A 22,148-nucleotide genomic window follows, 5' to 3' on the forward strand; every position below is an offset into this window, starting at 1 on the left:
ACGGCTATTCCGTTGGAACATTTGCGTTTCGCCCCGCCATGATGACGCTGATCGAATAGGCGCTTTGCGGCGTCAGGCGCGCCATGATCTCGGCCGCAGCCTCGGGGCGCATCCGTCCGAGAAATCCAGCCGAGAAATCGGGGGCCATCTCCTCGAAAAGCGCCGCCGCATCCTTTGGTTTCATGTTCTCGTAGACGCTTGTCAGCACCGTCAGATCGTCCTGCGCCGCGTCTTCGGCCAGCGCGATCATCGCGGCCAGCGAGGTTTCGGCCTCTTCCAGGCGCACGAGCTCTGCCGCAATCTCGTCGCGCGCCGTCTGCAGCTCCACCGCGCGCCGTTCGACCTCGGCTTCGCGGGCCGCCACGGCATCCTCTCGTGCACGCAGCTCCGCCAAGATCACCGTCAGCTCTCCGTCCGGATCGCAGACCATCGCCTCCCCCGGGGCGGGCGCGTCGAGGCCTTTCGCGATCGCTGCCCCCGTATCTCCGCCCAGGCGAACGACCGCCGACAGGGCAAGCAACAAGGCAAGCGTGCCCAGGGTTCCGTTCCGGCGGCTCACAGGGACCGCCGCCCGCGATCGGGTTTGTCGCGTGTGATGTCGGGCAGATCGTGCAAGGCGGCCAGCATCAGCTCAAGCCGCTGGGCCACGCCATCCGCCCGTTCGGTGAGTTCGGACAGGGTGGCAGAGGAGTCCTCCGCCGTCCTGCGCGCCTCGCCCAGGGTGCGGGTCATGTCGTCGACCTGCGCCGACAGGGCGGACACGGCGCCACCGACCCCGCCGCGCAGATCGTTGAACTTCGTCAATCGGCGCGACAGCACAAGGCAGTAGAACGCCGCGCCAAGCGATCCGGCGACGAGAAGGATATCGGCAATAACGGTCATGGCGGGCCCTCCTTAATCCAGCACGAATTCCGCGATCAGAACATCGCGGATCCGCCCTTCCCCGGCGACGACCCGCAGACGCCGCAGCATCTGGCCGCGCAGGGTGGTCAAGGCGGCCGGCTCCTGCAGCTCCGCGGGTTCGAGCGCCGACAGATAATCGTGCAGAACGTCGATCACGCGCGGCGACAGGGCCGCCACCTCTGCCTGATAATCGGGCGCAACCTCCAGATGGGCGCGGAACCGCAGATGCTTGTGCGGGCTCTGCGGCGGCAGCGAGATGATCAGCGGATCAAGCGCGACAAAGGCCGGCATATCGGGCATCGGCGCCCCGTGATCCTCGACCTTCTCCTCCATCTCCGGCCCCATCAGGAGGCCGGACCACGCCGCATAGAATCCCCCACCGGCCCCGGCGAGCCCGGCGACGACGCCCAGCACCAGCGGCATCTTGGATTTCTTCTGCGGCTCCGGCTCGGCGGCTTCGTCTGACATCCTGCACGTCCATTTTGTTCGGTCGCAGCAGTGATAGCCCGGTGAGAACTAACCGATTGTTAAGCCTGATGCGTCATTGACGAAAAAAATGCAGCCCCAGGAGACTGATCTGGTGCAGAACATCGCCGCCACATGGCAGGCCCTCGACCCACGCCGCCGGATCGTCGTCATCGTCGCGACGCTTGCCGTCTTCGCGATCGTCGTCATGCTGGGCCGCGGGGCGTCCCGACCGGATTTCGCTTTGCTTTATGCAGGTCTGGACGGCAGTTCCGCAGGTCAGATCATCACCGCGCTCGACCAGCGCGGGGTCACCTACGAAGTGCGGGGCGACAGTATCTTCGTCGACCAGACGCAGCGCGATTCGCTCCGCATGACACTCGCGGGCGAAGGGCTGCCCGCGAATTCAGCGCAAGGCTACGAACTTCTCGATTCCCTCTCCGGTTTCGGCACCACGTCACAGATGTTCGACGCCGCCTACTGGCGCGCGAAAGAGGGGGAGCTTGCGCGCACGATCGTGGCCAGCTCGATAGTCCAGACCGCCCGTGTCCATATCTCCAATCCGTCCCAGCGCCCCTTCGACCGGTCTTCGCGGCCGACCGCAGCCGTCACGGTCACGACCGCTGCGGGAACCATTGCCGCAGGGCAGGCGAACGCGCTGCGCTACCTCGTGGCCTCGGCCGTCTCCGGCCTCTCGCCCGAAGATGTCGCGGTCATCGACAGCGAAGGCGGCCTGATCGCGCGGGCCGACGAACCGGGCGGGGCGGGCAGCGGCGACCGCGCAGCCCGGTTGCGTGATCAGGTCACCCGCCTTCTCGAAGCGCGGGTCGGCTACGGCAATGCGGTCGTCGAAGTCAGCCTCGACACGGTGACCGAAACCGAATCGATCACCGAACGCATCGTCGACCCGGCAAGCCGCGTCGCGATCAGCACCGATACCGAGGAACGGGCCGCAACCGCCCAGAACTCGGGGGCCGGCAGCGTGACGGTCGCCTCCAACCTGCCCGACGGAGAGGCCGGAGGATCCGAACGCAGCTCAAGCAACAACGACACCGAAACCCGCGAGCGGGTGAATTTCGAGATCTCCGAAACCCAGCGTGAGGTCCTGCGCGTGCCCGGCGCGGTCAAGCGGTTGACCGTCGCCGTCCTCGTCAACGGTTTGCCGGATGCAAGCGGGGCAGACGGCACGCCCCGCCCAGATGCCGAGCTTGACGCGTTGCGGGAGCTTGTAGCCTCCGCTGTCGGCTACGACGAGGCGCGCGGCGACGTCATCACAATCAAATCGATGGCCTTCCAGCCCGTCGTTCCGCTTGGTTCTGAACCTGGCTCCGGCGGGCCGGGGCTTTTTGCGCAGCTCAACATCATGCAGTTGATCCAGCTCGGCGTCCTCGCTCTCGTGGCTCTGGTTCTCGGCCTCTTCGTGTTGCGCCCGATCCTTGCCGGCGGGAAGGCGCCACCGGAACTGCCGCCTCCAGCCCGACTGCCACGCACCAATCCCGGCACCGCACTGACCGGCGAGATCGATACCGCATCGGGTGAGAATGACGATCTCCGCATTGTCTCAGGCACCAAGACGCCTGCACCCCCCGCCTTGCCCCCCGCCGATCCGGTCGAACGCCTGAAGACAATGATCGGCGAACGGCAGGACGACACGGTCGAGGTCCTGCGCAACTGGATCGACACGGCCAAATCGGATGAAACCGCATGACCGCGCATCTGTCCATCTACGAAGATTTCGCAGACGATCACGGGACACCCGGATCCACCAGCACGCGCGAGGCCGACATCCACGCCGCCGCCTACGCCGAAGGGTTCGAGGAAGGTGCAGCCGCCGCCCGCGCCGCGATGGAAGAGGATCGCGCAGGCGACGCCGCTGCGCTGCTCCAGCACCTGCAGGAAATGGCGTTCGGATACCACGAAGCTGTCGACCACGTGCTGGCCGAGCTCTCGCCATTTCTCGTGACGCTGGTCAGCCACCTCCTGCCCGACTTCGCCGCCACAGCCCTCCATCCCCAGATCGCGGCCCTGCTGGGGGAGGAGGCGCAGCGCGCAGCCGCCTCTCCGCTGACCCTCCGCGTGTCCGAGGCGCAGCTGGCAGGCGTCAGGCAGCTCCTCACCGACCCGGTGCGCTGCCCGGTTGACCTCATCGCCGACCCCGATCTGACCACGGGCCAGGCCATCCTCAGCCGCGGCGCAACGGAGACACTCGTCGATCTCGACGCGCTCTGCGGCCGCCTGAGGGACACCGTGACTGGCCTTCTTCATGAACAGCAAAGGAAAGCCGCCAATGGCTGACAGCTCGCCCTTCTCCAATATTCCCGTCGAGGTCACGATCTCGGTCGGCCGCGCGCGCCCGCGCATCTCCGAGCTTCTGTCGCTCGGCGAAAACGCCGTTCTGCCCCTCGACCGCAAGATCGACGACCCGGTCGAGCTCTATGTCGGCGACCGCCTGATCGCCCGCGGCGAGCTGCAGGAACTCGACGGCGAAAATGCCGGTCAGCTCGCCGTCCGCCTCACCGACGTTGCAGATCTCGATGGCCCACTCACGTGACATTCGGCGCCACGCCGCGCCGCTCCTCGCCCTCCTCCTCCTTGTCGCCGCAGGCCCGGCCATGGCGCAGGAGGTCACGATCTCCCTCGGGGAAGACGGCTCGCTCGCCACCCGATCGATCCAGCTTCTCGTTCTGATCACCGTGCTCAGCCTCGTGCCGGGCCTCGCGATCATGATCACCTGCTTCCCGTTCCTGGTGACGGTCTTCGCGATCCTCCGCCAGGGCCTCGGCCTGCAGCAATCACCGCCCAACATGCTGCTCGTCAGCCTCGCCCTCTTCCTTACCTACTTCGTGATGGAACCCGTCTTTGTCGAGGCCTGGGCGATCGGCATACAGCCCCTCATCGACGGTCAGACGGATCTCGAAGCCGCGTTCTCGGACAGCATCGCCCCATTTCGGACCTTCATGGCCGCCCGCCTCGACCCGGACACCTTCGCCGCGATGAGCGACCTGCGGCCCGACATCACCGCAAGCGCCCCGGCCGAAGAGGCGAGCCTCTCGATCCTCATCCCCTCCTTCCTCCTCAGCGAAATCGCGCGCGCGTTCGAGGTCGGCTTCCTCATCTTCCTGCCGTTTCTGATCATCGATCTGGTCGTAGCCGCGATCCTGATGTCGATGGGGATGATGATGGTCCCGCCCGCCATCGTTTCGCTGCCCTTCAAACTCGCCTTCTTCGTCGTCGCCGACGGCTGGAGCCTTCTCGCCCAAAGCCTCGTCCGGAGCTATTTCTGAGACTCCATGTTCAGAACGTCGTCCCAGAGCGTCTCACGACGAGGCGCCCTGACCCAATTCACCGCCTCCCGGACTTGACGTGTGACGGCTTTTCCCCAATGCCATCGCAAACCGGTTAGACGACGACCGTCTCCTCCTGTTGGCAGGTTGGATGCCAGAGTAACCCGCTGGCGATCGGCAAGCGCCAAGAGGGGGTCCTCTGACAAGATCGCCTAAACATAAGGTATTGCTTGCGCCAGGATTCAGAAATGTCCGACGCTTGTGCGATCTGGGGCTTTCACTCCGCCGATTGACGACGACACAGCTGTTCGGCAACACCACGATCAGAAGCCATCGACGGCCGGTCCCTCATTGACCCCAAGGCGTCGCTTCGCTCCTCGAGCACTTCCACCCTGAGACCCGACCGGCGATCCTAGTTCAGCACGAAATCAGCATGGAGCGCCCCGGCGGCCTTCATCGCCTTCAAGATGTCGATCATATCCCGCGGCGCCACACCCAGCGCATTCAAACCGGCGATCACCTCCGACAGCGATGTCCCTTCGGGGATCTCGGCAAGCCCGGTGCCTGCATCCTCTTCGATTGCCGCGCGGCTCCGCGGTACGACGACGGTCTCGCCGGGTGAGAAGGGGTTGGGCTGCACCACCTCGGGCGCCTCCTCAATCCTCAGCGTCAGGCCGCTTTGGCTGACGGCAACGCGAGAGATGCGCACGTCGGACCCGATCACGATCGTGCCCGACTTCTGGTCAATCACGACGCGGGCCCGGCGCTCTGGTTCGATCAACAGGTTCTCGACACGCCCGATCGCGTGCGCGGGAGAGCGCATTCCCGTGCGGCTGATATCGAACGCCACCGTGCCAGGATCCAGCATTATCGCCACCTCCCGTCCGAACTCTCCGTTGATCGCCCGCTCGATCCGCGCCGCCGTCGTGAAATCGGCAGTCCTAAGCGCCAGACGGATCTCATCCAGCGAAGAGAGCGCAAAGTCGATCTCCCTCTCGATCCGCGCGCCACCGGGAATGACGCCCGCGGTCGGCACGCCTCGCACCACCCGCGCGCCGTCGCCCTCAGCCGAAGCGCCTCCGGCAATCACAGAGCCCTGGGCAACCGCGTAAATCTCACCATCCGCCGCGTTCAGCGGTGTCATGACCAACGTCCCGCCAAGAAGACTCTTTGCGTCACCGATGGCCGAGACCGTCACATCGATCTGGCTGCCAGCCCGCGCAAATGGCGGAAGTGTCGCCGTCACAAGGACGGCAGCCACATTCTTCGGGCGAAACTGCTCTCCGGTAACATTCACGCCCAGCCGCTCGAGCATGTTCGTCATGATCTCTTCGGTAAATGGTGCGTTCCGCAGGCCGTCGCCGGTTCCGTTCAGTCCGACAATCAGACCGTAGCCAACCAGATCGTTGCCACGAACCCCGTCGAATTCCACCAGATCCTTGAGCCGGACTGGATTGGCCACGGCCAATCCAGCAAGCAGGATGGCCATGATGGCAAAGAGCGCGCCCCGCAGCACAATCATCTCAGGTAACGCGTCAAGGTCAGATCGGACATGCGCGACGTCAGGATATAGCTCATCTCGAGTTGCTGCTGCACCTGTTCCAGCGCAGTGGCCGTCCGGTAGGGATCAGCGGCAAGAAGGTCGGTTTTGGCCATCTCCAGCGACGCGGTCTCGGCGCTGATACGGGTCATCACGGTATCAAGGCGGGCCTGTTCCCGCCCAACCTCAGCCTCGGCGGCAACGCTCGCATGTTCCGCATCCAGAAGGGCCTCGCCCGCCGCGACGAGAACCGCCTGACGTGCGGCCGGATCGGTGGTTGCTGGATGGTCGTCCGTGACGGCGGCCAAGGCGAGGGCCGAAAGTGCAGAGCGGACGGCCAGGTCATCGCCACGCCATCCTTGAGCGATCTCACCGTGATCTCCCAGTTTGACCGGCGCCAGATCCTGTGCGGCGCCCAGATACCCCACGGTGTCGAAGCCACCGCCAGGCGCGAACCAGTCCTCCACGGCCTGCTGCAGGTCGGCGGCTGACGTCGCCCCCGCGACATCAGTGGCAAGCGCAGCAAGCATCGCCTCTGCATCGAGCAGGGCTGTGCCGGTCGTTGCCGTTCCAGAAAAGGCGGACCGCCCGGCATGGCTGGCATTGATGGCCGAGACGACGCCCGCGAAATCGCGCTTTGCGTCCTGCGGAAACGCGTCGTATCGCCCGCTGAGATCAGTGGTCGACGTCTGGAGCAGCTCTCGTCCGAGATCGCCGGTCAGGTCACCGATCAGCGAGAACGTCTCTGAGGCGTGGGCAAGCCGGGTCGCCGTTTCACGGCCGCTTCGGTCGTAGGCGGCATTGCGGGTCAGCGTCGCTTCGAGATGGCCGATCTGCTGTAGGTCACCTCCTACTCGCGCAGCGGGATCGGCAACGCGACCGCTGGACAACTCGTTGGTCAGGCGTGTCATGTCCGTCTTGAGTTGCGCGGTCTGCCGCTGCATCGTGAAATGCCGTGAGAGGTCGCCGATTGTTTGCATGGTCACGTCCTAGAGTTCGATGAGCGTCTGGATCAGTTGATCGATGGTCTGGATGACGCGGGCATTGGCCGCGTAGGCCTGTTCAATCAGCAGAAGTCTTTGCATCTCCGCGTCCGTATCGACGCCGCCGGCCAGTTCCGCCTCCTTGAAGAGAGCCGCGCTCGACCCGGCAATGGTCATATCGGTCTCTGCATCGAGGCGCTGCGTGGCGACAGCTGACTGGAAGGCCGTGGCCGCATCATAGGCCGTTCCGACACCGCCATCCGCGCGGGTTCGCGGCTCAGACAATGCATCGATCAGATCGTTCAGCGCGCGGCCATCGCCTTCGGCGACAGGTCCGGCCGCGCCAAGCCCATCCCGCAGCAAGGTCGGATCGGTCGCCAGGGCGCTGTTGAGCGTCAAGCGCCCCGAAAGACCGGTGATGTCCACGGGATCGACCGCGTCGCCACCGTCAAGAAGGATATCATGTGTGCCGGCGGGATCCGGCGGGGTTGCAGCTGCCCCGGACAGGCGGTCAGCGAGGTCGGCGGCAGTCCTATCGAGGCTCTGCTGCAAGGCGGGGATCGTGGCGTCGCGCAAGTCGAATGCCGCTTCGAGCGATCCGCCGCGCAACAGGCTCGACCCGCCTGCAAAATCCTGTGCCCGCCCGTTCATCTGAACCTGGCCCAGCGTTCCGGTGGTGACGGAAAGGTCCGCCGTCATCGTTGCGACCGGCGAAAAGCTGAACTCGGCAGGCGGGCCGTCCAACAGCAGTGCGCCGGAGGTCGACATCAGCGCGACTCGTCCGTTTTCGCGCGGCAACTCGCGCACCGGGACGATCTGATTGACCTGATCGATCAGTATCTGCCGCTGATCCTCGAGCGCGCTGGAATCTCCGCCCGATGTGCGGACACGCACAATATCGGCATTGAGTCCTTCCAGCTTGGAAAGCGTGGTGTTGAGCTGATCAACCTCCCCCGCGACGGATTTCTCGGCGTCCAGGCGGATCTGCTGCAGGCCGTCATCCAGGCGGTGAAACTCCGAGACGACGCCGTCCAAAGCACTGACGACGGATGACAGGCGCAGGGTCGAGGACGGATCGCCCGCCGCATCGGTCAGCGCGGTCTCAAGTGCCGCGATCCGGTCGCTCAGACTGCCGCCGGAACCCGGTTGCCCTGCCAGCCCCTCGATGCGCGAAAGGGCGCCCGAGCGGGTTTCGGCGCCCGCCAGATCCGCATCGGCGAGGCGCCGGTCGGCGAGGATTGCCGTATCAACCTCGCGGCGGACGCCCACGACGCGCACGCCGGCACCAACGCCACCGATATCGTCGGCCGCCAGTTCCAGCGACCGGCGGCCATAGCCTTCGGTCGTCGCATTGGCGACATTGGCCGAGACGATCTCGGCCGCGCGCGAGGCGGCATTGAGGCCGCTTAGCGCGTTCGCCATGGATTGGGTGATACTCATCGCCGGGTCCTCCGCCTAGGGGTCAGCGTTTGATGTTGGTGGTTTCCTGCAGCATCTCGTCGACCGTCTGGATCACCTTGGCGTTCGAGGAATAGGCCCGCTGGGTCTGGATCAGGTTGGTCAGTTCCCCCGCGACATCCGTCGTCGATTCCTCACGCGCGTAGCTCACGATATCCCCGGTTGGGCCGTCGCCGGCATCCCAGAGAAAGATCGAACCGCTGTCTTCGGTCGTCGTATAGGTCTGCTGGTCCAGCGCCATCAGCCCGTTGGTGTTGGGCACGTCGACCAGCGGGATCTGATAGATCGTCCGGGTGATCCCATTGTCGAAATTGGCGTAGACGAACCCATTCGGATCGACCTCGATCGAGGTCATGTTCCCGACCGGCGACCCGTCCTTGATGATCGACACCGGGGCGAAGGCATCGGATAGCTGGGTCAGCCCGTCCGCATCGCCGATCCGCCCGATATCGATGGCGATCGGCCCGCCATTGACGGTCACCGTGATTTCTCCCGTCGCGGCATCGTAAGCACCGCCCGTCACCGCGGCGACGCCATCAAGGGTCCCGCCCTGCGCGCGGCTGTCATCGAAGGTCAGGGTGTATTCCCCTACGACACCCCCGCCGGAGGCGGAATCGCGCAGGATCATCGTCCATTGGTTCGAGGATCCGGTCGCCGGAACACTCGGGACGAATTCGACCTCGAGGCTCTCGGACGTGCCGAGGTTGTCGTAGTATTCGATCGCCAGCACTTCACTGTCGCCGGGTGCGCCCGCCTCCGTCTCGGTCGCGGGCAGGTTGATGCCCAGCGTCATCCGCGTCGTCGGTTCCCCCGCAAACTGGTTCACGGCGATCTGGATCGGCTCCAGCCCGACCTTGGTGTCGCGCGAGAAGTTGGGCACCGTCCCATCCGGCTCCGCCGGCCAGCCCAGCAGGACCAACCCGTCAGTCGTTTTCAGGTAGCCATCGGAATCCGTCCGGAACGACCCGGTGGTCGTCAGCAGAAGCGGCACATCGCCGTTCTGAACGCCCACGGCCACCTCCGTGGTGACCGGCAGCATGCCGCGGCCGCGCACGGCCAGATCGGTTGCGTTCGACGTCGTCACCAGCGATCCGCGTTCGTCGATCAGCCGGGTCGTCGTCGTCCGAACGCCGCCCGCCGAATAGGTGCCCTGGCCGCTTTCGATGACCATCGAGTGGAAATCCGCCGTCGCGCGCTTGTACCCATAGGTGGACGAATTCGCGATGTTGTCCGAGATCGTGGCGAGCCGGCTCGCATTCGAGGCAAGGCCCGACACGCCCGCATTGAGAGAGGAAGAAATCGTCATAAGCCGTTACCTTTCATCAACCATGGTCCGCCACGCGGATCCTGTTCAGCTAACCGCCCGCGCCTTAACGGCGCCCTAACGGCGGCCAACTTCATTTCGCCGATCGCATCAGAACAAGCTCCAGCCGGTTGTTGCGAAGCCCGAAGCGGTTGTGCGTGACCGGCTCCCGGTCCGCTTTTCCGGCAACCCGCCGGATGCGCGCAGAGGCGATCCCGTCGCCTTCGACCAGCAGCCGCATCGTCGTCGCCCGGTCGAGGGAGAGCGGCCAGATCTGGGGCCGGGCGATCACGATCGGTTCGGATGCCACATGCCCGGTGATCGAGACGTCATTGCGCACGAAGTTGAAGACCTCGGCGATCATCTCTGACAGATCGATCAGCAGCTGGGTGGGCTCGGCCGTGCCGGGCTGGAACAGGGGGGCTCCGGGAAGGGCGAACAGCTCTACGATCAGGCCCTCATCGGTCACTTTCGTGACGATATGGGCCAGCAATTCGTCCGCCACCCGGCTTTCGCCGCCACTGCCGTTCAGGATCTCCTCGATCATGGCGAATGCTGCCGCCTCGGCCGCGCCTTCATCCACCGCGCCATCCGTCGCCTTCTGGGCATCGCCATTGGCGGCCAGCTTGGTCTCGGTCATCACGCTGTCGCCCGAAAGCGCATCCGCCCCCCCGCCGGAAACCCGGTTGATCGGGATTGTCGGAGCGAAGTAATCGGCAATGCCTTTGCGCTGCTTTTCCGTCGTTGCGTTGAGCAGCCACATCAGCATGAAGAACGCCATCATCGCGGTCACGAAGTCCGCATAGGCCACCTTCCAGGCGCCGCCATGGTGGCCGTCAGCGGCAACCACCTTCTTCCGCTTGATGATGATCGGCCGCTGATTGTTGTCCGCCGTCGCTGTCACGTTGCCGCTCCTGACACCTCAGGCGATGCAATATCAGGCGGACGTGAACCGTCTCTTAACAGCTAAAATCCTCATCATCTGCCCTCCCTTGCATCGGCGCGCGGAAGGGTCATGCTAGCGGCCACAAATCCAAGGGGAGATTCACATGATGTACCGTACGATGACCTTGGCCACCGCCCTCGCCGCAACGACGGCCCTGGGCGCCTCGGCCGAAACCCTGCGCTGGGCGCGCGCCGGCGACAGCCTGACGCTCGATCCGCACGCCCAGAACGAAGGGCCGACGCATACACTGGCCCACCAGATCTACGAACCGCTCATCATCCGCGACCAGACCGGCGCCTTCGAACCGGCGCTCGCGACCGATTGGGCGGTGAGCGAAGACGACCCGAATGTCTGGGTCTTCAACCTGCGCCAGGGTGTCACCTTCCATGACGGCGCCGACTTCACCGCGGAAGACGTCGTCTTCTCGTTCGAGCGGGCGAAGACCGAGACGTCGGCGATGAAGGAACTGCTGACCTCCATCGTCGAGGTCCGCGCGGTGGATGACTACACGATCGAGATCGAAACCGCCGGCCCGAACCCGATCCTGCCCAACAACTTCACCAACCTGTTCATGATGGACCAGGGCTGGGCCGAGGCAAACGGCGTCACCGCCGTGCAGGACATCGCCAATGGCGAGACGACCTATGCCGCGACCAACGCCAACGGCACCGGCCCCTTTGTCCTGACAAGCCGCGAACCCGATGTCCGCACCATCCTCGACCAGAACGAGAATTACTGGGGCATAGACGACTTCCCGATGGAGATCACGCGGATCGACTACACCCCGATCCAGAACGCCGCGACCCGGGTCGCAGCCCTTCTGTCGGGTGAGGTCGACTTCATCCAGGATGTGCCGGTTCAGGACATCAGCCGCGTGAACGACGCGGATGGCCTCGTCGTCAAGACCGCGCCGCAGAACCGGACGATCTTCTTCGGCATGAACATGGGCGCCGAGGATATCGCGGCCGACGATGTGGACGGCGCCAACCCCTTCGGCGACGTCCGCGTGCGGCAGGCGATGAACATGGCGCTGAACCGTGACGCGATCCGCCAGGTGGTAATGCGTGACCAGTCCGCGCCCGCAGGCGTCATCATGCCGCCCTTCGTCAACGGCTGGACCGAAGCGCTCGACGAGGTGCCCGAGGGCGACATGGATGCGGCCCGCGCCCTGATGGAAGAGGCCGGCTACGGCGACGGCTTCTCGGTCACGCTCGATTGCCCGAACGACCGCTACATCAACGATGAAGGCATCTGCCAGGCGGCGGTCGGGATGTTGGGCCAGATCGGCATCACCGTGAACCTCGACGCCAAGCCCAAGGCGCAGCACTTCCCGCTGATCCAGAACGCCGAGACGGACTTCTACATGCTCGGCTGGGGGGTGCCGACCTACGATTCGGAATACATCTTCAACTTCCTCGTCCACACGCGGGGCGAAGAGCGCGGCAGCTGGAACCCGACCGGCTTCTCGGATCCTGAGATCGACGCAAAGATCGTCTCGCTTGCGTCCGAGACCGATCTCGACGCGCGCAACGCGACCATCGCCGAGATCTGGGACACGGTGCAGAGCGAGGTGCTCTACCTGCCGATCCACCACCAGGTGCTGAACTGGGGCATGACCAACCGCGTCGGCACCGAGGTGTCGCCGGAAGATGACCCGAAGTTCAAGCACTTCACGATGCAAAGCTCGTAAGAGCCTGACAAGCGGCCCCTCTTCGACGGGGAGGGGCCGCATCCTTCAGCTGCCCAAGATGCGCTGAATGATCTGACTTCCACGCCCAACAGATTGACCTCGGTTCCGACGCTCCAAAAGGCCCGGAATCAAGCCGAAGGCGCCGGGCCAGCGCCGGCCCGTCCCGCGGGCTGGCGCTTTGCCACCCGCGCGCTGAACTCAGAGGGAAGATGAACACGGCACCATAAAAGCGCGCCGCTCAACCGTTGCAGCGCCATCCCACGGGCCGACGCTGGCCCGGCTCCCGTTTCGCTCTTTTGGAAAGGGAGAGGCAACGAGACCCTACCTATGGCAAGGTGCCCGTCATTCGTCCAAGAGCTCTGCTGAGATCGCTCCACAGGCACCGGCAGATCCTCGCGCCATTCCAGCATCTCGGGCCCGCCATGCCCTGTCAGAACCACTCCGAACATGGTGTCCGCCGCGCCCATACCCTGTCCTCCAAACAGCTTTCCACACGACGGGTCTGAGCCACCCACCTCCCCGGCCAGGCCGCGACCGCCAAACGAAAAGGGGTGGCCCCCCAACCCACCCCCAAGCTATCACCGCCCCATGGAACTCTCACGCCGCACCCGCTACGTCGCCCTGATCGCCCTCGCCACGCTGGCTGTCGTCCTGATTGCGGATCGCCGAGGTGATACGCGGCAGGCTGTCGCAGACACCTGCCGGGCCTACAGCGCGGATGCAGAGGCCGCGATCGATGCCTGCACGACGATGCTTTCCTGGTCCCGGCTCGTCGATGACGCCCGTGCCCAGACCTATTCCCACCGCGCCGCAGCCCATCGCAGCACAGATGACTTCGATGCCGCCCTCGCAGACGCGCAAGCCGGCCTCAACCTCGCCCCCGACGACGCGCTCCTGCTGAACGAACGTGCCATCGCCAATTACGAGCTTGGGGATCTCGAAACCGCCCTCGCCGACAACGCCCGCGCCCTCGCGCTTGATCCGGACAGCGCCTGGATCCTCCGCTGGAAGGGCTACCTCCTCGACACCGACGGACGCGGGGACGATGCGCTCGAATTCCTCCTGCAAGCTCACGACCTCCGCCCGGCCGACAGCTGGACACAGAAGCGGATCGTCAGCCTGATGATCCAGGCCGATCGCTTTGCCGAGGCGGAGGACTTCGAGGCCAGCCTCCTCGCCGAAGACCCGGAAGCGACCTGGGCCTCCGCCCGCCTGGGAAACGCTTATTTCGATGCCGAGAACTACCCCAAGGCAGCCGCGTATCTCGTCAAGGCCGTCCGCAGGGATCCGACAGATGATGACCTGCGGGAACGCTTCTTCGGCGCCTGCATCGGCGCTCAGTCCGCGTGCCCGCCACTTTTCCCCGAAACGCGCAACGCACAGGCCGCGCCCGGTTGCCACGATGCGCTCACGCGCCTGCTTGACCTCTCCCCAGACCTCACCGTCGCGCAGGAGGGGGACGTTTCGGCGGCGGATGCGCTGCAAGACCCGCTCCGCGTCTGGCCTGTCGCGGCTGCGCTCTTCACCGCAGATATGATCGCCCTCATGAACGGCAGCCCCACCCGCCACCGGGCAGAGCGCTTGATCCTCACGGCAACGCTCTACGACTGCGCACAGATCTCCGAAGACCTGCCCGCTCTCGCTGCAGAATTCCGGAAGGTCGAAGCCGAATTCGACGCCACTTTCCACGAAAACGTCCGGGCCAACGTCCTCGACTTTGCCCATCACTACTTGCAGGCCGGGGCCTAGCGCGCCCTGCGCTGTGGCACCCCGGCGTCACTTCGCGGAAAGCGGCAATCCGCCTCTGAAAACCGGCCGACCCGATCCCCACATCGGATCTGACAAAGTCAGGAATCCGGACGATGGAGCAGCCACAGAACACCCCCCGCCCCCGCGTCGTCATCATCGGCGCCGGCTTCGCCGGTCTCTCCGCCGCCAAGGCGCTGCGCAAGGCCGATGTGGATATCGAGATCGTGGACCGCCGGAACTACCACCTCTTCCAGCCGCTGCTCTATCAGGTCGCCACCGCCGACCTCTCGCCCGCTGATATCGCCTGGCCGATCCGCAGCATCTTCTCGCGGCAGAAGAACGTCACCGTCACCCTCTCCGAGGTGCAGGATATCGACCTCGCAGCGCGCCGGATCGTCACCGACACCGGCACCATCCCCTACGATTTCCTCATCGTCGCCAGCGGCGCCCATAACTTCTATTTCGGCAACGACTGGGCCGATCGGGCGCCGGGCCTCAAGAACCTGCGCGACGCGACCAGCATCCGCCGCCGCATCCTCCTCGCCTTCGAACGGGCCGAGGTCGCGGCGACCCCCGAGGAACAGCGCCGCCAGCTCAACTTCGTCGTGGTCGGCGGTGGCCCGACGGGGGTCGAGATGGCCGGCGCCATCGCCGAACTGGCGCGCTTCACGCTGGCCCGCGATTTCCGCCGCATCCGCCCTGCCGATGCCCGCGTGATCCTGGTCGAGGCCGGCCCCCGCCTCCTCCCCGCTTTCCCGGAAGAGCTGTCGGACAAGGCCAGGACCTCCCTCGAAAAGCTCGGGGTCGAGGTCTGGTGCGATACGCGGGTCGAGGACATCTCGCCCGACGGCGTCGCCACATCGGCCGGCGCCATCCCCGCCGCCACCACGATCTGGGGCGCAGGCGTCAAGGTGAAGAACACCGCCAGCTGGCTCGACATCGAAACCGACCGCAGCGGCCGCATCGCCGTCGCCCCCGATCTGACCCTGCCGGACCATCCTGAGGTCTTCGTCACCGGCGACGCCGCCAAGGTCCCGTGGAAAGACGGCCAGGACGTCCCCGGCATCGCGCCGGCCGCCAAGCAGCAGGGCCGCCACGCCGCGCAAGTGATTGCAAACCGCCTCGCCGGGGAGACGACCAAACCCTTCCGCTACCGCCACGCCGGCAACCTCGCCACGATCGGCCGCCACGCCGCAGTGATCGACTTCGGCCGCTTCCGCCTCTCGGGCTTCCTCGCCTGGTGGCTCTGGGGCATCGCCCACATCTACTTCCTGATCGGTGTCCGCCAGCCGATCTTCGTGGGCCTCAGCTGGCTCTGGTCCTACATCACCTATTCCAAGGGCGCCCGCCTGATCACTGGCGACCGGCAGCCACCGGCGCCACCGGATACGCCGCCGATCCAGCTCCCCCAGCCGGAACAGGGCGCCCGCCCCCACTGAACGGGGCTTGCCTCCGCGACAGCGGCATGCCCCTCTCGGGGACATGAACCACGACGACCTCCGCCACTGGTCCAAGCGCGCCGCCGACTGGGCCCATGCCTATCACAGCACGCTTCGCGACCGCCCCGTCCGCCCGCGGGCAAGCTACGGCGCCACCGCCGCCCAGCTCCCCGATACGCCCCCCGAGGCGCCGGAACCCATCAAGGACATCTTCGCCGATTTCAAAACCATCGTCCCCGGCGCCACCACCCACTGGCAGCACCCCCGCTTCTTCGCCTACTTCCCCGCCAACGCCTCGCCTGCGTCGATGCTGGCCGAACAGCTCGCCAATGCCATCGCCGCCCAGGGGATGCTCTGGCAAACCTCTCCCGCGGCGACAGAGATCGAGCAGGTGATGATCGGCTGGCTCCGCCAGGCCCTCGGCCTTGCCCCCCACTTCACCGGCACCATCCACGACAGCGCGACAACGGCGACCCTCTCCGCCGTCCTGACCATGCGCGACCGCGCCACCGGCTGGGACAGCGTGACCGAGGGCCTCTCAGGAGGCCCCCGCCTCCGCCTCTACGCCTCCGCCCAGACCCATTCCTCGGTCGACAAGGCCGCCCGCCTCTCCGGCATCGGGCAAGCCAACCTCGTCAAGATCCCGACCGACGCGCAGCACGCCATGGACCCCCAAGCACTCGACGCCGCCATCCGCGCCGACCTCGCCGCAGGCCACAAACCGGCGGGTGTCATCCTCTGCACCGGCGGCACCTCCATCGGCGCCTGCGATCCCATCGCCGCCTGCCTCACCGTGGCCAAAACCCACGACCTCTACACCCATGTCGACGCCGCCTGGGCAGGCTCCGCCATGATCTGCCCCGAATTCCGCGAGCTCTGGCAGGGCGTCGACCAGGCTGACAGCATCGTCTTCAACCCGCACAAATGGCTCGGCGCGCAATTCGACTGCGCCGTCCAGTTCCTCGCCGACCCGGCCCCGCAGATCCGCTCCCTCGGCCTGCGCCCCGATTACCTGCAGACCCTCGGTCAGGACGAGATCGTCAATTTCAACGAATGGACCGTCCCGCTCGGCCGCCGCTTCCGCGCGCTCAAGCTCTGGTTCACCCTCCGTGCCTACGGGCTCGAGGGCCTGCGCACCCGCATCCGCAACCATGTCGCCTGGGCCGCCGAGCTGGCCGAAGACATCGCCACGATCCCCGGCATCCAGATCACCACGCCCCCCGCCCTCTCCCTCTTCACCTTCCGCTACCGCGACGACGCGGCAACCGAAGCGCTCCTCACCCGCATCAATGACGACGGCCGCATCTACCTCACCCAGACCCGGCACGAGGGCCGCTTCGTCATCCGCGTCCAGGTCGGCCAGTTCGACTGCACCCGCGACGACGTCATGACAGTGGCCCAGGTCCTCCGCGACTTGACCGACGGCGTCTGACCAACCACTTCTCTCCGCCTGGCCTCTGCGCTTGACCCAAAACGCTCCCCGCCTTATCTCAGCCTCACCCGCCAGAGCGGGCAATGGAGAGTTTATGTCAGAGCTTGCGGGCAACCGCTAAGTTCCACCCGCTGGAACGACCAACCTAACGACCCCCCGCGCGTGACGCCGGGCGGGCTGTTTTGTCTGATCTATCTCCGGACCCACTTCCATGAATATCTCGAAACACGAGCAGCGTGTCCTGCACGTGCTCGCCCAAGGCGGCGCCATCCATTACGAGCGCGGCGCCAATGGCAAGGTATCTGACATCACCTGCATCAGCCGCGACGGTCACATCCTGACCGACTGCACATTCGCAGTCTTCGACCGGCTCAAGAAGCGCCGCTTCATCCGCTCCACGGGTGGTCAGCCCTACCGCGTGACCCAGCGCGGCCTCGGCGCCGTCCGCGCCCAACTCGACAACCGCTGAAGGACAAGACCCATGACGACGCACACCACGACCCGCCCGGCGCGGGCCTCCGACGTCCCCGCCTTGAGGCGGATCGTCGAAGAGATCGGCCTCTTCCCGTCCGAATTGCTGGCCGACATGATCGCGCCCTTCCTCGACGACCCAGCCAGAGACACCCTCTGGCTGGTGGCCGAGGCGGGTGGACGGCCCGCAGGCCTCTGCTACGCGGCCCATGAAACGATGACCGAGGGCACCTGGAACATGCGCGCCCTCGGCATCCGCCCCGGCGACCAGCGCAAAGGCGTCGGCGCAACCCTGACCGCCGCGCTGGAAAGCGCCCTGCGCGACCGGGGCCAGCGGATCCTGATCGTCGACACGTCCAGCACCGACGATTTCGCCATCGCCCGCGCCTTCTACGCCCGCCAGTCCTATCGGGAGGCCGCGCGCCTCCCCCACTTCTGGGCAGAAGGAGACGACAAGGTCACCTTCTGGAAGGACCTCTGCGCCGTCTAAACCGTCGCGCGGCCTCGGGGGGCCGGGCCGCGCCTCCCGTCGCCACATCAACAGAACTCGGCAATCTCCCGGTTTGTCGCAACTGTTGCGCTGCACTGCAGCAGGACGCTCCATTACCCCGCCAATCGCGCCCCAAATGTCCGACAGAAAGCCGACAGGATGCCGACCATATGCCGACACGCCGATCTCCCTGTTTTTCCTGAGATTAACCCCGATTCGCGTTGCCGCGCGGAAATCGCACCGTCCAGCCCGGCAATATCCGGTTAATCTCTGCCTTTCCGCACGATTTGATTTGACCTTGCCGCGCATCACATCCTCCATCGAAGAAAGACAAGTACCGGAGGCCCAAATGCGCCCAATCCTCACCCTCACCGCCATTCTCCTGGCCACCACCGCCTCCGCCGAGGAGTTCCGCTGGGCCGGCACCACCGACCCCCAGACGATGGACCCCCACGCCGTCAACGCCGCCCCCGTCCTGGGCTTTCTCAACAACGTCTACGAAGGCCTCGTCCGCCGCGGCAAGGACATGACGATCGAGCCCGCTCTGGCGACGGCGTGGGAGCCGATCGGCGACGGCGAAGGCTGGCGCTTCACCCTCCGCGAAGGCGTAAAATTCCATGGCGGAGAAGACTTTACCTCCGAAGACGTCGTCTTCTCATTCGAGCGTGCCAGCTCGGACGAGGCCGATACCTCCAGCTGGTTCGCCCCCGTCTCCCGCGTCGAGGCGCCGGACGACTACACCGTCGAGATCTACACCACCGCCCCCAACCCGATCTTCCCCGACAGCATCGCCAACTGGATGATCATGGACAGCGGCTGGGCCGAAGCGAACGAGACGACCCGCCCCAACAAGGAAGGTGAAACCTTCGCCACGCTCAACGCCAACGGCACCGGCGCCTTTCAGGTGACCGACCGCCAGCCGGGCCTGCAAACGACGCTAGAGCCCTTCGCGGATTGGTGGGGCGAGCCCGAACACAACATCACCAGCGCCACCTTCACCCCGATCCAGAACCCGGCCACCGCCGTGGCCGCCCTGCTCGCGGGCGATGTCGACTTCATCAACCCCGTCCCCATCCAGGATGCCGCCCGCCTCGAACAAGCCGACGGCGTCAACGTTATCAAGGGGATAGAGGCGCGTGTCATCATGCTGGGCTTCCCGCACGAAGCCCCCGTCCTGACCGGCGGCGACAACGAAGGCGACGCCAACCCCTTCACCAACGAACGGGTCCGCCAGGCCGTCGCCCATGCGATCAACGTCCCGGCGATCCTGCAGACGATCATGCGCGGCAACGCAGAACCGGCCTCCCAGCTCGTTTCGCCCGCCATGCGCGGCTATAGCGAGGCCCTCGCCGCGCGGCCCGAATACGACCAGGCAGCCGCCCGCGAACTCCTTGCAAATGCCGGATATCCCGATGGGTTTTCCTTCGCGCTCAAATGCCCGAACGACCGCTACCTGAATGACGAAGCCGTCTGCCAGGCGGTCACCGGGATGCTCGCCCAGGTGGGCCTCAACGCCCAGCTCGAGACGATGCCGGTCCGCAACTACTGGCCCGAGCTGCGCGAGGACAATTTCGACATGTACCTCCTCGGCTGGTCGCCCGGCACCTTCGACGCCGAACACCCGATCCGCTTCCTCGCCGCGACCCCCAACGAAGAGGCGCGCCTCGGCAGCTGGAATTTCGGTGACTTTTCAAATGATCGCGTTGATGAACTCCTTCCGCAGATCCAGTCCGAACTCGACGAGGCCACCCGCCAGGCCATGCTCGACGAGGTGACCGGCATCCTGCAGGAACAGACGGCTTATGTCCCGCTCTACGTCCAGCCACTGCTCTGGGGCGTCCGCGACGGGATCGAGATGACCCAGCGCCCCGACGATTTTTTCATCCTGCGCTGGGTGACGGTCGGCGGCTAGGTTACAGAATGTGATCCGGCGGGCGGCGGCCCGCTGACAATGCAGACGGGCGGCACGGAACCCTGTGCCGCCCGTTCTTGTTTCCTTCCCATATGGCGCAAACGCCTGAAAAACAAAGGAAACGCTATGACCCGCCGCACCCTGCGGTCGACGACCGCCCTGATCCTGTCCCTCACACTCGCCGCGCCCCTGCCGCTCGCCGCGCAAGACGCCGTGGTCGAAACCTGCCCAGAAGGTGCCGTCTCCGAGACCTGCCCGCCCGCCGCCGAGGCCGAAGGCACCGTCACCCAAGAGGGTTTGCCGCAGATCACCGACACGGCTCCGGAAGCCGGGGACACCACCACCGAAGAGGGCGGGGATGCGCTTCCCCAAGTCACCGAGACGACCCCCGATACCGGCGAGGACGCCACCGAAGAAGTGGATGACGGCCTGCCCCAGATCACGGACGCCGTGCCGGAAACCGAGGGCTCCGGCGAAGTGGAGACCACGGCCGACGGTGCAGAACCGGCCCCAGGCGGCACGCCCGCGGATCCTGAATCGGCGGACATGAACGCAGACCCGGCCCCCGGCGGCACCACTATCGACCCTGAATCGACAGCTGAGAGCGAGCTTCCCGCCGTCGAAGAAAGCGCACCCGCCGAGACGGCCGAAACTCCGCCTGTGGCCGATCCCGAGGTCATCCCGGCCCCCGACACCGCCGAAGGCGAAGAGGCCGAGCCTACCGAAGGCACGCCTGTCGAAACCGCCGAACCCGAGGTTTCGCCGACCGAGGAACCGCCAGCTGAGACCGCCGAGGAAACCGTGGTGGACCCTGCCGAAACCGACACGGCAGAGACCGCACCGGCAGAGGTTGAAGCGGAAGGCGAGGCCGACGTAGCCGTCGAAACCGAGGCGGCCCCCTCTGAGACCACGGAAGAGGACGGTATCGCCGTGATCGCCCCTCCGGCAGAGGGCGAACAGTCCGAAGCCGACGTCGCCGGAACCGAGCCGGAGGTCACCCAGGACGATACCGAAACCAGCACCGCCGCCGCCAACGAAACGCCCGAGGCCGCCGCGACCGCAGCCGTCGAAGGCGAAGCGGACGCCGAGGCAGAAGTCGTGACGGAAACGGTGACCGAGGAAACGTCGCGCTCTTCCGACGAGGAATTCACCACCTCCGCCAGCCGCAGCGCGGACGAGAACGATGACGACGACGGCCTCTCCGCCCTCGAAACCTTCGCGCTTGGCGCCGCCGGTCTTATCGTCCTCGACCAGATCATCGGTCGGAACGAACAGGTCGTCACCAATTCCGGCGACCGCGTCGTGGTCCAGCGCGACGACGGCGACTACTACGTCCTCAAGGATGACAACGCACTGCTTCGCCAGCCCGGTGCACAGATCTCCACACGCACCTTCGACGACGGCTCGACGCTCCAGCGCGTCCTCCGCGAGGACGGGTCAGAGGTCATCACGATCCGCGCCGCCAATGGCCAGGTCCTGCGCCGTTCGCGTATCCTGCCCGACGGCACCGAAGTGCTCCTCTTCGACGACACGGTCGAGGCCGCACCGGTCGAGGTCACCGAACTGCCCGAGCCGCAGCAGCGATCGATCTCACTCGACACCGCAACCGAGGACGAGCTGCGCGCCGCCCTCCGCCAGCGCGAACTCGATACGTTCGACCGCAGCTTCACGCTGCAGCAGATCCGCCAGATCCGCGCCGTGCGGGAGCTTGTGCCGGTGATCGAACTCGATGCCGTCACCTTCGATACAGGGTCGTCCGCAATCCGCGCCAGCCAGGCCGACGCGCTGATCGCGATCGGGCAGGCGATGCGCGACGTGATCGAGGAAAGCCCGAACGAGGTCTTCCTCGTCGAAGGCCACACCGACGCCGTCGGTTCCGCCAGCCTCAACCTTGCCCTGTCGGATCGCCGGGCGGAATCCGTGGCACTGGCGCTCGCCGAATATTTCGACGTGCCGCCGGAAAACCTCATCGTGCAGGGCTACGGAGAGGCCAATCTCAAGGTCGTCACGGAAGACGCCAACCGCGAGAACCGCCGCGCCACCGTGCGGCGGATCACCCCGCTTCTCGCGCGCCTGAACTGAC

At 65.8% G+C, this 22,148-nt stretch carries 20 protein-coding genes; 12 read left to right on the forward strand and 8 right to left on the reverse strand.

Annotated elements, in window-relative coordinates; translation table 11 throughout:
* Window positions 1–4: 4 nt before the first annotated feature.
* Genes AADZ90_RS02675 through AADZ90_RS02685 form a run of 3 tightly spaced genes read right to left on the reverse strand, consistent with a single transcriptional unit; the run spans window position 5 to window position 1,371 of the window.
* A complete protein-coding gene (locus AADZ90_RS02675; RefSeq protein ID WP_367309308.1) occupies window positions 5–559 on the reverse strand; it encodes a MotE family protein in 555 nt (184 codons plus the stop codon).
* Window positions 556–882: a DUF6468 domain-containing protein gene (locus AADZ90_RS02680; RefSeq protein WP_367309307.1), complete on the reverse strand. Its 327-nt coding sequence runs from the start codon at window positions 880–882 to the stop codon at window positions 556–558. The genes AADZ90_RS02675 and AADZ90_RS02680 overlap by 4 nt, the downstream gene beginning before the upstream one ends.
* A gap of 12 nt (window positions 883–894) precedes the next feature.
* Window positions 895–1,371, reverse strand: coding sequence for a flagellar basal body-associated FliL family protein (locus AADZ90_RS02685; protein ID WP_367309306.1), 477 nt, complete (start codon window positions 1,369–1,371; stop codon window positions 895–897).
* 88 nt (window positions 1,372–1,459) lie between these two features.
* Here AADZ90_RS02685 and fliF point away from each other — a divergent pair, with 88 nt between their 5' ends.
* Genes fliF through fliP form a run of 4 tightly spaced genes read left to right on the forward strand, consistent with a single transcriptional unit; the run spans window position 1,460 to window position 4,652 of the window.
* Entirely contained in the window at window positions 1,460–3,076 is a 1,617-nt protein-coding gene (fliF, locus tag AADZ90_RS02690; protein ID WP_367309305.1) for a flagellar basal-body MS-ring/collar protein FliF, read from the forward strand.
* Window positions 3,073–3,663 (forward strand): FliH/SctL family protein, encoded by a 591-nt coding sequence (locus AADZ90_RS02695; RefSeq protein WP_367309304.1) that lies wholly within the window; start codon window positions 3,073–3,075, stop codon window positions 3,661–3,663. Before fliF ends, AADZ90_RS02695 begins: the two co-directional genes overlap by 4 nt.
* Complete coding sequence (locus AADZ90_RS02700; RefSeq protein ID WP_367309303.1) at window positions 3,656–3,919, forward strand: FliM/FliN family flagellar motor switch protein; 264 nt, start codon at window positions 3,656–3,658, stop codon at window positions 3,917–3,919. Before AADZ90_RS02695 ends, AADZ90_RS02700 begins: the two co-directional genes overlap by 8 nt.
* Window positions 3,903–4,652, forward strand: coding sequence for a flagellar type III secretion system pore protein FliP (gene fliP, locus AADZ90_RS02705; protein WP_367309302.1), 750 nt, complete (start codon window positions 3,903–3,905; stop codon window positions 4,650–4,652). The genes AADZ90_RS02700 and fliP overlap by 17 nt, the downstream gene beginning before the upstream one ends.
* 412 nt (window positions 4,653–5,064) lie before the next feature.
* Here the strand turns inward: fliP and AADZ90_RS02710 are convergent, their stop codons facing one another.
* From AADZ90_RS02710 to AADZ90_RS02730, 5 genes are all read right to left on the reverse strand, one after another.
* On the reverse strand, window positions 5,065–6,174 hold the full coding sequence (locus AADZ90_RS02710) for a flagellar basal body P-ring protein FlgI (RefSeq protein WP_411996926.1): 1,110 nt from the start codon (window positions 6,172–6,174) through the stop codon (window positions 5,065–5,067).
* Window positions 6,171–7,172, reverse strand: coding sequence for a flagellin (locus tag AADZ90_RS02715; RefSeq protein WP_367309301.1), 1,002 nt, complete (start codon window positions 7,170–7,172; stop codon window positions 6,171–6,173). The genes AADZ90_RS02710 and AADZ90_RS02715 overlap by 4 nt, the downstream gene beginning before the upstream one ends.
* 9 nt (window positions 7,173–7,181) lie before the next feature.
* Entirely contained in the window at window positions 7,182–8,615 is a 1,434-nt protein-coding gene (gene flgK / locus AADZ90_RS02720; RefSeq protein WP_367309300.1) for a flagellar hook-associated protein FlgK, read from the reverse strand.
* 22 nt (window positions 8,616–8,637) lie between these two features.
* Window positions 8,638–9,939 carry a flagellar hook protein FlgE gene (locus tag AADZ90_RS02725; protein WP_367309299.1) on the reverse strand — a complete coding sequence of 434 codons (1,302 nt, stop codon included), beginning with the start codon at window positions 9,937–9,939 and terminating at the stop codon, window positions 8,638–8,640.
* A gap of 91 nt (window positions 9,940–10,030) precedes the next feature.
* Window positions 10,031–10,840 carry a flagellar motor protein MotB gene (locus AADZ90_RS02730; protein WP_367309298.1) on the reverse strand — a complete coding sequence of 270 codons (810 nt, stop codon included), beginning with the start codon at window positions 10,838–10,840 and terminating at the stop codon, window positions 10,031–10,033.
* Between the two features lie 145 nt (window positions 10,841–10,985).
* Here AADZ90_RS02730 and AADZ90_RS02735 point away from each other — a divergent pair, with 145 nt between their 5' ends.
* From AADZ90_RS02735 to AADZ90_RS02770, 8 genes are all read left to right on the forward strand, one after another.
* Entirely contained in the window at window positions 10,986–12,572 is a 1,587-nt protein-coding gene (locus AADZ90_RS02735; RefSeq protein ID WP_411996927.1) for an ABC transporter substrate-binding protein, read from the forward strand.
* A gap of 588 nt (window positions 12,573–13,160) precedes the next feature.
* Entirely contained in the window at window positions 13,161–14,321 is a 1,161-nt protein-coding gene (locus AADZ90_RS02740; RefSeq protein ID WP_367309297.1) for a tetratricopeptide repeat protein, read from the forward strand.
* 113 nt (window positions 14,322–14,434) lie between these two features.
* A complete protein-coding gene (locus tag AADZ90_RS02745; RefSeq protein ID WP_367309296.1) occupies window positions 14,435–15,760 on the forward strand; it encodes an NAD(P)/FAD-dependent oxidoreductase in 1,326 nt (441 codons plus the stop codon).
* 43 nt (window positions 15,761–15,803) lie between these two features.
* Window positions 15,804–17,192: a pyridoxal phosphate-dependent decarboxylase family protein gene (locus tag AADZ90_RS02750; RefSeq protein ID WP_367309295.1), complete on the forward strand. Its 1,389-nt coding sequence runs from the start codon at window positions 15,804–15,806 to the stop codon at window positions 17,190–17,192.
* A 211-nt stretch (window positions 17,193–17,403) separates the two neighbouring features.
* Window positions 17,404–17,661: a YjhX family toxin gene (locus tag AADZ90_RS02755; RefSeq protein WP_367309294.1), complete on the forward strand. Its 258-nt coding sequence runs from the start codon at window positions 17,404–17,406 to the stop codon at window positions 17,659–17,661.
* A 12-nt stretch (window positions 17,662–17,673) separates the two neighbouring features.
* Window positions 17,674–18,153, forward strand: a complete 480-nt coding sequence (locus tag AADZ90_RS02760; protein ID WP_367309293.1) for a GNAT family N-acetyltransferase — start codon at window positions 17,674–17,676, stop codon at window positions 18,151–18,153.
* Window positions 18,154–18,502: 349 nt separating this feature from the next.
* On the forward strand, window positions 18,503–20,065 hold the full coding sequence (locus AADZ90_RS02765; protein ID WP_367309292.1) for an ABC transporter substrate-binding protein: 1,563 nt from the start codon (window positions 18,503–18,505) through the stop codon (window positions 20,063–20,065).
* A 126-nt stretch (window positions 20,066–20,191) separates the two neighbouring features.
* The gene (locus AADZ90_RS02770) at window positions 20,192–22,147 is read left to right on the forward strand and encodes an OmpA family protein (RefSeq protein WP_367309291.1); all 1,956 of its coding nucleotides are present in this window, start codon (window positions 20,192–20,194) and stop codon (window positions 22,145–22,147) included.
* Window position 22,148: the final 1 nt, after the last annotated feature.

The organism is Aestuariibius violaceus (assembly GCF_040779325.2).
Classification (GTDB): domain Bacteria; phylum Pseudomonadota; class Alphaproteobacteria; order Rhodobacterales; family Rhodobacteraceae; genus Aestuariibius; species Aestuariibius violaceus.